This window comes from Chloroflexota bacterium, assembly GCA_026710945.1.
In the GTDB taxonomy this organism is placed as follows: Bacteria; Chloroflexota; UBA11872; order VXOZ01; family VXOZ01; genus VXOZ01.
Window position 1 is genome coordinate 40,394 of the sequence record JAPOQA010000047.1, and the last position, 8,509, is coordinate 48,902.

An 8,509-nucleotide genomic window follows, 5' to 3' on the forward strand; every position below is an offset into this window, starting at 1 on the left:
ATTGAGTACTACGGGCGATAATTGGCATGTGCAAGTGTCTGGATACGCAGCAGCCCGGTTTGCGGAACGTGAGAAAGCGCTAGTGCCGTGATTATTGACGTCCACGTGCACCCGCACGTATCTCGCCGCTTGGACGACTTTGCCGATTTGATTGCCATTGCCGAGCAATTCGATGTGCAACTCGTCACATATTCCGTCCGCCCGGTCACGGCCGCCAACAACCATGAGTACCCGTCGCCGGAGAACATTCGCGCTTGTAACGATCAGACGCGCATTTTGATGGAGCGCTATCCTGACCGCGTGCACGGGTTTGCCTACGTCAATCCCGGTCACGCGCAGGAGGCATGCGAGGAACTCGATTTCCGGCTGCGAGAGCAACACTTCGTGGGCCTCAAGCTGTGGGTGGCGGTGCCGTGCATTGACCCGCGTCTCGATGAACTCATGGAAATCTGCGCCCACTACCGCGTGCCTGCGCTCCAGCACACGTGGCAGAAGGTGAACGGACAGAAGACAGGGGAATCGCCACCAGCCATGGTGGCCGCGCTGGCCGAGCGCCATCCGCGCACGACGATCATCGCGGCCCATGCCGGTGGCGACTACGAATATGGGGCGAAGGTCTTTCGCTCGTGCGAGAATGTCTTGCTCGATATCGGCGGCAACGAGTGCAACGCGGGCTATGTGGAAATTCTGGTGAATCACGTCGGCGCCGACCGTGTGATCTTTGGCACCGACATGCCCGGCAGATCATTTACTTCGCAATTGGCCAAGGTACTGGGCACTGAATTGTCGGAAGCGGACAAAGAGAAGATTCTCTTTGGCAACATGGCGCGCGTCCTGGCGGAAACGAAAACGATTGGTGATCCATCGTACTTTGCAGCGTATAGTTAACCTTGGTGCTGTGGGATTCTCTACCACGAGAATGCAGCCAGTCAGCCTGGCAATTCGCCAAGCAGAAGGCCGTGAAGAAGAGCTCAAGTACCCTAGATTTCTCGCTGCGCTCGAAATGACATAGAGAGCAAATGTAGGGATCTAAGTCGGAATACTCAAATGCCAATCATCGACGTGCATGTCCACACCGACGTCGGCAAGTCGCTGGCCGACTTTGCGGTACAGATCGCGATAGCGGAGCAATTCGATGCTGTGCTCGTGACGTATGCGATTCGTCCGGTGGCAGACGCTTCCCGCTACTCGTTCCCGACTGCGGAGTTCTGCGCACGGTCCAACGACGAAACGTACGAGCTCATGCAGCGCTATCCTGAGCGTGTGCGCGGTTTCTGCTACGTGAATCCTTGCCACGCTGATGCCGCGGCGGCGGAATTGGAGAGGCGGCTTGATACACAAGGTTTTGTAGGACTAAAGCTGTGGCACGCGGTGCCGTGCGACGATCCGCGGGTTGACCGTCTGGTGGAAATCTGCGCGCACTATCGTGTTCCCGCGCTGCAGCACACGTGGCTGAAGGCGGGCGGCCTGGGCTATGGAGAATCGCCGCCGGAAATGGTGGCGGACCTTGCCCGTCGGCATCCGCAGGCCACCATCATCGCGGCCCACGCCGGTGGTGACTACGAGTACGGCGCCAAAGTCTTTCGCAGTACGCCAAACGTCCTGCTCGATATTGCCGGAAACGAGTGCAATGCTGACGGTGTGCATATACTTGTCGACCACGTTGGGGCAGAGCGCGTGATCTTTGGTACCGATATGCCGGGCCGCTCCTTTCCATCGCAGCTTGCGAAAGTACTGGGCACACGGCTGTCGAGTAAGGACAAAGAGAAGATTCTCTACGGGAACATGGCGCGTGTGTTGGCGCAGTGCAAGACGACGCGGCATGGAGCCTAGTGGTTCGACATCTTTGCAGTGATGGGTAGGAGCGCCGGTGGATGGTTAGGAACTCCGGTAGCACAGGTTTGCAACCTGTGCCTAGCATTTCGGCTCGGCGTGCTCGCCCAACGCTACGGCAAGATGGCGCAGAGCCTCCTGCCCCGTACGTGATACGGGGTTGCAAACCTACGCTACCCATCAATACAATCGTGTCGAACCACTAGACGGCGTTTCCCTCTCCCACAGGAGAGGGAGTTAGACACGTGAAGCGAGGGACGATGCGACATGATCGATAGCAACGCCTACGTCGGCGAGTGGCCGTTTCGCCGCCTGCCGCACTCCCAGCCGGACAACCTGCTGCGTAAGATGGACTCACTCGGCATTGAGAAGGCCGTGGTTTCGCGTTTGGAGAACGTCTTCTTTAAAGATCTGCTCGTCGGCAACCGCGAACTGCACGAGATTGCACAGGCGCATCCGGACCGTTTCATCCCGGCGTACACTATCAACCCGGGGTATCCGGGGTGGGATGAAGACCTGGAGATTTGCCTTGATGAACTCAGCGCCAAGAACCTGCGTCTGCACCCCAATTACCATGGCTACGAACTGTTGGGGCAGGAGAACTTGCGCTTGCTGGAGATCGCGCGCGAACACGACTTGCTTGTGATGATCGCAATTGGCTTGGAGGACGTGCGGCATCACCACCGGCTCGTAGTAGTCCCGGACGTGGGGGCCGGGGACATTGCGCAGACCGTCAACGCTTTCCCGCAGGTGCGTTTTCTCGTCACTGGCGGGCGATTTGGAGAGGTTACGAGCATTTGGCGGAGCGTCGACAAGCGCGAAAGTTTGTATGTAGAAAACAGTCGCGTGCAGGGGCCCATCCACGACGTGGCGAAGCTTTGTAGCACCATTGGCCCAGACCATGTGCTGTTTGGCTCCAACTCACCTCTGCACTACCATGAGTCTGCGAAGCTTAGCATCGAGACCGAATCGCAGATTGTGGACGCGGTCAAGCAGAAGCTATTTCACGAAAATGCGGCGGGGCTGTTCGGCGCGTGATATTGCCTCGGTGGGAGACAGGAACGGGAGCATATTACCAGCTACGTAGTCCCGGTAGCGCAGGTTTGTAACCTGCGACCACCTTGCCCGTGCAAGACTCTTGGGTATTGAGTATCGGACACGTGGGAATGGGCTGAAACTTTGGGGGGATTACCCCTCACCCCGGCCCTCTCCCCAGGGAGAGGGAGTAATCTCGTCCGCCCAACGGGATCGCGGGACTGTCAAAGTGAAGGAGAGAAGTCCGGTAGCGCAGGTTTGCAACCTGCGACCACCTGGCCCGAGCAAGACTTTTGGGTATTGAGTATCGGACACGGGGAAATAGGCTGAAGCAGCGAGGTATTCCCCTCACCCCGGTCCTCTCCCCAGGGAGAGGGAGTAATCTCGTCCGCCCAACGGGATCGCGGGAATGTCAACGTGAAGGAGAGAAGTCCGGTAGCGCAGGTTTGCAACCTGCGACCACCTTGCCAATGGGCAAGTGCGAGATAGTCCCGGAGCCTAAAGTTTGTAGTCTAGGTGGGTGGATGGCAAAGAGGCGGTGGACAATCCCCCGCGCAACGGAACAACGATAGGTCATCGGGCTGCACTCGTTGCACAGGAGCGCAGTAGTGAGCAAAAATTTGAAGTCGGCGCCACCAGCATCTCAAGACCAGGGTGTTACCCATGGCGTGCAGGTAACGGCGGAAGAAACGCAAGTAACTTTGCAGGCTGAGCTTGGCACGTGTGCGCTGAGTCCGGCCGATCCGGTCGTTGCAGGTGCGTTTGGCACGTGGACACTCACGTATACGGCGGGGTGTGCCGGCATCGCGCCTGGCGGGGGTATCGCGGTGGCGCCGCCCTGCGTACATAGTGTACGGTGGCGTCTCGGTCACGTTACGGCGACCACGAGCGGTCGCTGCGGCGTCGCTGTGCAGGTCCGCAACGGCTATCCGCTCAAGTACCATCACTCGCAGTTCCCCTGTGTGTTCGTGACGGTGGAAGGCGCAGCGCTGCTACCGGGCGAAGAGATCGCGGTGACGATCGGTGATGCCGGATCGTTCATACCGGGCTTCTACGAGCGTGCACGCGCGCAGGAAGTCGCCATGCACGAGATGTACTTTCAGGTGCTTGTGGACGTCCTGGGCAATGCCAGCTATAGCAATCCGCGCTATCCCGGCGGCGATCCGAAAGGCTATCGGCTGCTGCCGGAGTTGCCGGTTGTGGATGTCGTCGCGGGACCGCCTGCGCACCTCGGTGTGATTGCCCCTGCCACGGTTGCTGCTGGTGAAGAGTTCACAGTACTGGTGCGGGTTGAAGATGCGTATGGCAATGTCTGTACGGACTTCGCAGGAGAAGTCGCTCTGGGTGCAAAGCCGGGCGGCATCAGTGGACTTGCGCCTTTCGCCCTTGCGGCGGGCGATGGCGGCACGGCGCGGATTGGCCCGTTTATTGCCGCCAGGAATGCGGCAGGCCCGATCACGGTTACGGCTGCGGCCTGGGAGGCTGGGATTTCCGGCGTTAGCAATCCGATCGACGTTGTTGGAACTGGCAGCGACCGCATCTTCTTTGGCGATCTGCACACCCATGCGCCCCGCGCGCTTGATCCCGGTCACCGACCCCACGGGCCCTTCATGGCGCACGGCGTTGGGACGTATGCTGAGGCGTTTCGCTATGCCCGGGACGTTTCCGGTCTCGACTGCGTCGGCGTGGCGTGGTTTCCGCCGCCGCAGAATATCGAGGCCATCTGGTCTGTGCCGCGGGCGGACGACTGGGAAGAGTATCAGGCGATCATTGCGCAGTTCCATGCAGCCGGACAGTTCGTGCCGCTGGTGGCCGTCGAATTGAGCGATCCGAGCGCAGGACACCGGGTAATTCTCTATCCTGATGAAGGAAAGCGCATTACGACCAGCACAATCGAGGAAATCTGGCCGGCGTTGGAGGGCACCGGCGCCGTGGTGGTACCGCATCACATCAACGTCACCTCAGAGGGCGGCTGGCAGAACTGGCAGGTGCAGGACTGGCAGCGGCACAATCCTGAGTACCAGACTGTTTTGGAGATAGCGCAAAACCGCGGCGCGTTCGAGACGGATGAACCCGGCGGTGCGACCGTGATTGGCGGCGGTGGCGCTTCCGCCCAGGACGCTCTGGCCATGGGACACCGCCTCGGCTTTGTGGGCGGCACGGATAGCCATCACGCCCAGCCCGGCAGGAACACCTGCTCCATGGCCGGCGTTGATTTTCACGACCACGTCACCGGCGGCTTGACTGCTGTGATTGCGCCGGAACTTACGCGTGAAGCGATTATCGAGGCTCTCAGGAAACGCCGCTGCTATGCCACCACCGGCGCACGCATTGTGCTGGATTTTCGTGTGGACGGCCACGGTATGGGTGAGGAGTTCACCGCAGCCGCGCCGCAGGTGGCGGCGGCGGCGCGCGTACTTGGCACCGCCCAGCTCGCATATTTGGAAGTTGTCTGCAACGGTAGTGTTGCATTCGCGCAATCCGGCGACGGTCGCGTGGCTGAGATCGCCGAGACGCTCCCTCTTACAGGTGATCAGACCTCTTACTTCTACTTGCGCGCGACTCAGGCCGACGGCCATGTCGCCTGGTCGAGTCCGGTCTGGGTGTCACCGCCTCAGAAGTAAAGCTGAGCGCATGCGAATGCCTGTCAAACTGAACATCATAGGCAACGGCGATTGGCGTAGGCGCGTGGTAAGATAGGGAGCAACGTGACGGTTCAGGGTACCGAATTAGCATTGCGACGGGCTGTCGAAGCGGACCGAGAGTCCCTCATCAAGCTCTTCGTACTCGCATATGAGGACGTGCGCGCGCAGCAGCCTGGTGACATTCTCGATCGCATCTGGGAAGAGTGGAAGGACGATCTCAGGCAGGAAATTGACATAACCAAGGTCATAATTGCCGAGATTAATGGCGAGGCTGTGGGCTTTGCGAGCTACAAGCTAGACGACGCCACTCGTATCGGGACTGTGGATGACAATGCTGTACTGCCGCACTATCGTGGTCGCGGCATTGGCGGGCAAATGCTCGCACGAGTGCTTGAAATCATTGCGGCGGCCGGCATGGAGTTTGCCCAGGTCACGACCGGTCTAGAAGACCCGTCCGCGCCCGCCCGCCGTATGTACGAGCGGCAGGGATTCACGCCGTATTTCCGTAGCATTTGCTACATGAAAAAGCTCGCGCAGGACACCCCATGACCATGAGTGCGACAGACGTGACAATCCGGCGCGCTGTTGAGGCAGACCGCGGGACGCTCATCGAGCTCATCGTGCGCGGGTTCGCGGAAGTTACCGTCAATCGCTGGCGCGAAGAGCGCTACGGCATCATCGGCGGGCGTACGTGGGACGAGTGGAAAGCCGACGACATGCGCACGATTGACATCAACAACGTGGTGATTGCCGAAGTTGATGGCAAGGCGGTGGGCTTTGCCACCTATCACGTCAACGAAGAGACGCGCATCGGGACGGTGGGCAACAATGCCGTGTTGCCGGAGTATCGTGGGCGCGGCATTGGCGGGCGGCTAGACGCACGCGTTTTGGAACTCATCGCGGAAGCGGGGATGGAGTTTGCTCAAGTGTCAACCGGGCTGGAAGACTGCTACGAGCCCGCCCGCCGCATGTACGAGCGGCAAGGGTTCGAGCCGCTCAACCGCAGCATTGTCTACATGATGAGACTGAGCGAGCGTTCGGAGCCTTCACAATAGCCGTTGGCGGCGAGAAGACCTGGTAGGGCACTTGTCCCGAGCTATGCATGCCCTTCGACCCTTCGATAAGCTCAGGACAGGCAGGCTCAGGGCGAACGGACATCCAATCCTAATTGATAGAAGATTAGCGAACACGTTCTTAGACGGAGAGGATAGAAGCGACGGAATGGATTACAAGATTCTCTGGGGCGACATTCACAACCACAATACCGTAGGCCTGTTTCATTACACGAAAGGCACGTTGGAACGTGCCATCGACATGGCGCAGAGTCATTTGGACTTCTTTGCGTTTACCGGCCACGCGCAGTGGCACGACATGCCGGAGATGCCCAACAACCGGCACGAACAGTGGCAAGAAGGCTTTGACCGCCACAGGGAAGTCTGGCCCAGAACCAAGCAATTGATCAAGGATGCCACCGCCCCGGGGCGCTTCGAGGCGTTTCTGGGCTATGAGTGGCATTCCGCCGGCTTTGGCGACCATTGCGTGATCTACAAAGAAGACGGCCCGTTGCAATTCGCCAACCATGTGCGGGAGATCCAGGAACACGCTCGCCGCAGCGGCGCGTTGCTGGTGCCGCACCATCCGGGGTACATGCGTGGCTTCCGGGGCGCGAACTGGGACTGGCTCGATGAATCGGTGTCACCAATCGTGGAGATTATTTCCGAGCACGGCGGTGCGGAGCGCGACCGCGGCCGGTTTGCCTATACGCGGCACGGTCTCGGTCCGCGCGTCACCATCAATACTATCCAGCATGCGCTCGCGTTGGGTCACCACGTAGGCTTTACGGGTTCTTCCGACGACCATCAGGCCCATCCGGGCGCGTACAACGAGGGACAGGTGGCGGTCTTGGTGCCGGAGTTTACGCGGGAGGCGATTTGGGAAGCGCTTTGGAGCCGACGCTGCTACGCCGCTTCCGGCGATAAGATTGAGTTGGACTTCCGCATCAACGGTCACCCCATGGGATCGATCCTTCCTCCCGCCCACGAGCGCGCGATTGCCGCGAACGTCCGCGGCTGGGACGAAATCGAGAAGGTTGAAGTCATCAAGAACAACCGTGTCATCCACCGGCACTTCCCGGCTGATAGCGAGCCGGCAGAAGGGTACCCTTGGTCGCGGCGGCATCGCTGCCGTGTCGAGGTCGGTTGGGGCCCGTGGTCGGCATTCGGCAAGCCCCGCATCGCCGAGTGGGACCTGACCGTGTCGGTGGACGGCGCCCGCATCAATCAGGCGATGCCGTGCTTCCAACCGGGACCGTTCCACGAGGAGAAGCGCAGTCGCATTTTGGAATCAACTGCCACGGCGTGCAGATTCCAGACGTACACATCGCTGGCTGAGTGTCTCAACGATTGCCCGCAGAATTCGGTGGTCTTGGATGTCGAAGGCCCGCCAAATGCCACGGTGACGCTCGCCTTTACCAAGCCGATGCAGCGCACGGAAACGTACACGCTGGAGGAAGCGTCGCAGAACGCTATAACAGATCTGACCACCGGCTTTCCTTCTGACTCGTTTCTGATTCATCGTCTCGTGCCGGACGAATTGGCCCGTGCGTCGTATGACTTCGCCGATTCTCCCAGCACAGATCGCGCGGAAGACTATTACTATCTGCGCGTAACGCAGGAGAACGGGCAGGTCGCGTGGTCGAGTCCGATATGGGTAGCGAATTCATGAAAGAGGAAATCCTAACCGTGCCAAGTCCGTGGGAGTGAGCTGGATAGCGAAAATTCACCCTCACCCCGGCCCTCTCTCTCGAGGAGACCTTTGCATAACCCCACTTTCAAGCAGGGGCACTCCCTCTCCTGGGGAGGTTGTCTCAATATTCTGGTGCGGGGCACGGAGAATGGGGAGAGAAGGACAGACAGATGGCGGGTGGGATGAACAAGACGGTGCCAGTGTCGGGTCTGTCCTTGGGGCGACGCTGGGCTAGACCCAGACCGCCACAG

7 protein-coding genes are annotated in these 8,509 nt (G+C 59.8%); all 7 read left to right on the top strand.

The window, feature by feature from the left end; all coding sequences use genetic code 11:
- Positions 1–87 precede the first annotated feature (87 nt).
- On the top strand, positions 88–888 hold the full coding sequence (locus OXE05_09835; protein MCY4437617.1) for an amidohydrolase family protein: 801 nt from the start codon (positions 88–90) through the stop codon (positions 886–888).
- 159 nt (positions 889–1,047) lie between these two features.
- Positions 1,048–1,833, top strand: a complete 786-nt coding sequence (locus tag OXE05_09840) for an amidohydrolase family protein (GenBank protein ID MCY4437618.1) — start codon at positions 1,048–1,050, stop codon at positions 1,831–1,833.
- A 267-nt stretch (positions 1,834–2,100) separates the two neighbouring features.
- On the top strand, positions 2,101–2,871 hold the full coding sequence (locus OXE05_09845; GenBank protein ID MCY4437619.1) for an amidohydrolase family protein: 771 nt from the start codon (positions 2,101–2,103) through the stop codon (positions 2,869–2,871).
- Between the two features lie 605 nt (positions 2,872–3,476).
- Entirely contained in the window at positions 3,477–5,492 is a 2,016-nt protein-coding gene (locus OXE05_09850; protein ID MCY4437620.1) for a DUF3604 domain-containing protein, read from the top strand.
- An 84-nt stretch (positions 5,493–5,576) separates the two neighbouring features.
- On the top strand, positions 5,577–6,062 hold the full coding sequence (locus OXE05_09855; GenBank protein ID MCY4437621.1) for a GNAT family N-acetyltransferase: 486 nt from the start codon (positions 5,577–5,579) through the stop codon (positions 6,060–6,062).
- A 2-nt stretch (positions 6,063–6,064) separates the two neighbouring features.
- Positions 6,065–6,568, top strand: a complete 504-nt coding sequence (locus tag OXE05_09860) for a GNAT family N-acetyltransferase (GenBank protein MCY4437622.1) — start codon at positions 6,065–6,067, stop codon at positions 6,566–6,568.
- Between the two features lie 166 nt (positions 6,569–6,734).
- On the top strand, positions 6,735–8,237 hold the full coding sequence (locus OXE05_09865; protein MCY4437623.1) for a hypothetical protein: 1,503 nt from the start codon (positions 6,735–6,737) through the stop codon (positions 8,235–8,237).
- Positions 8,238–8,509: the final 272 nt, after the last annotated feature.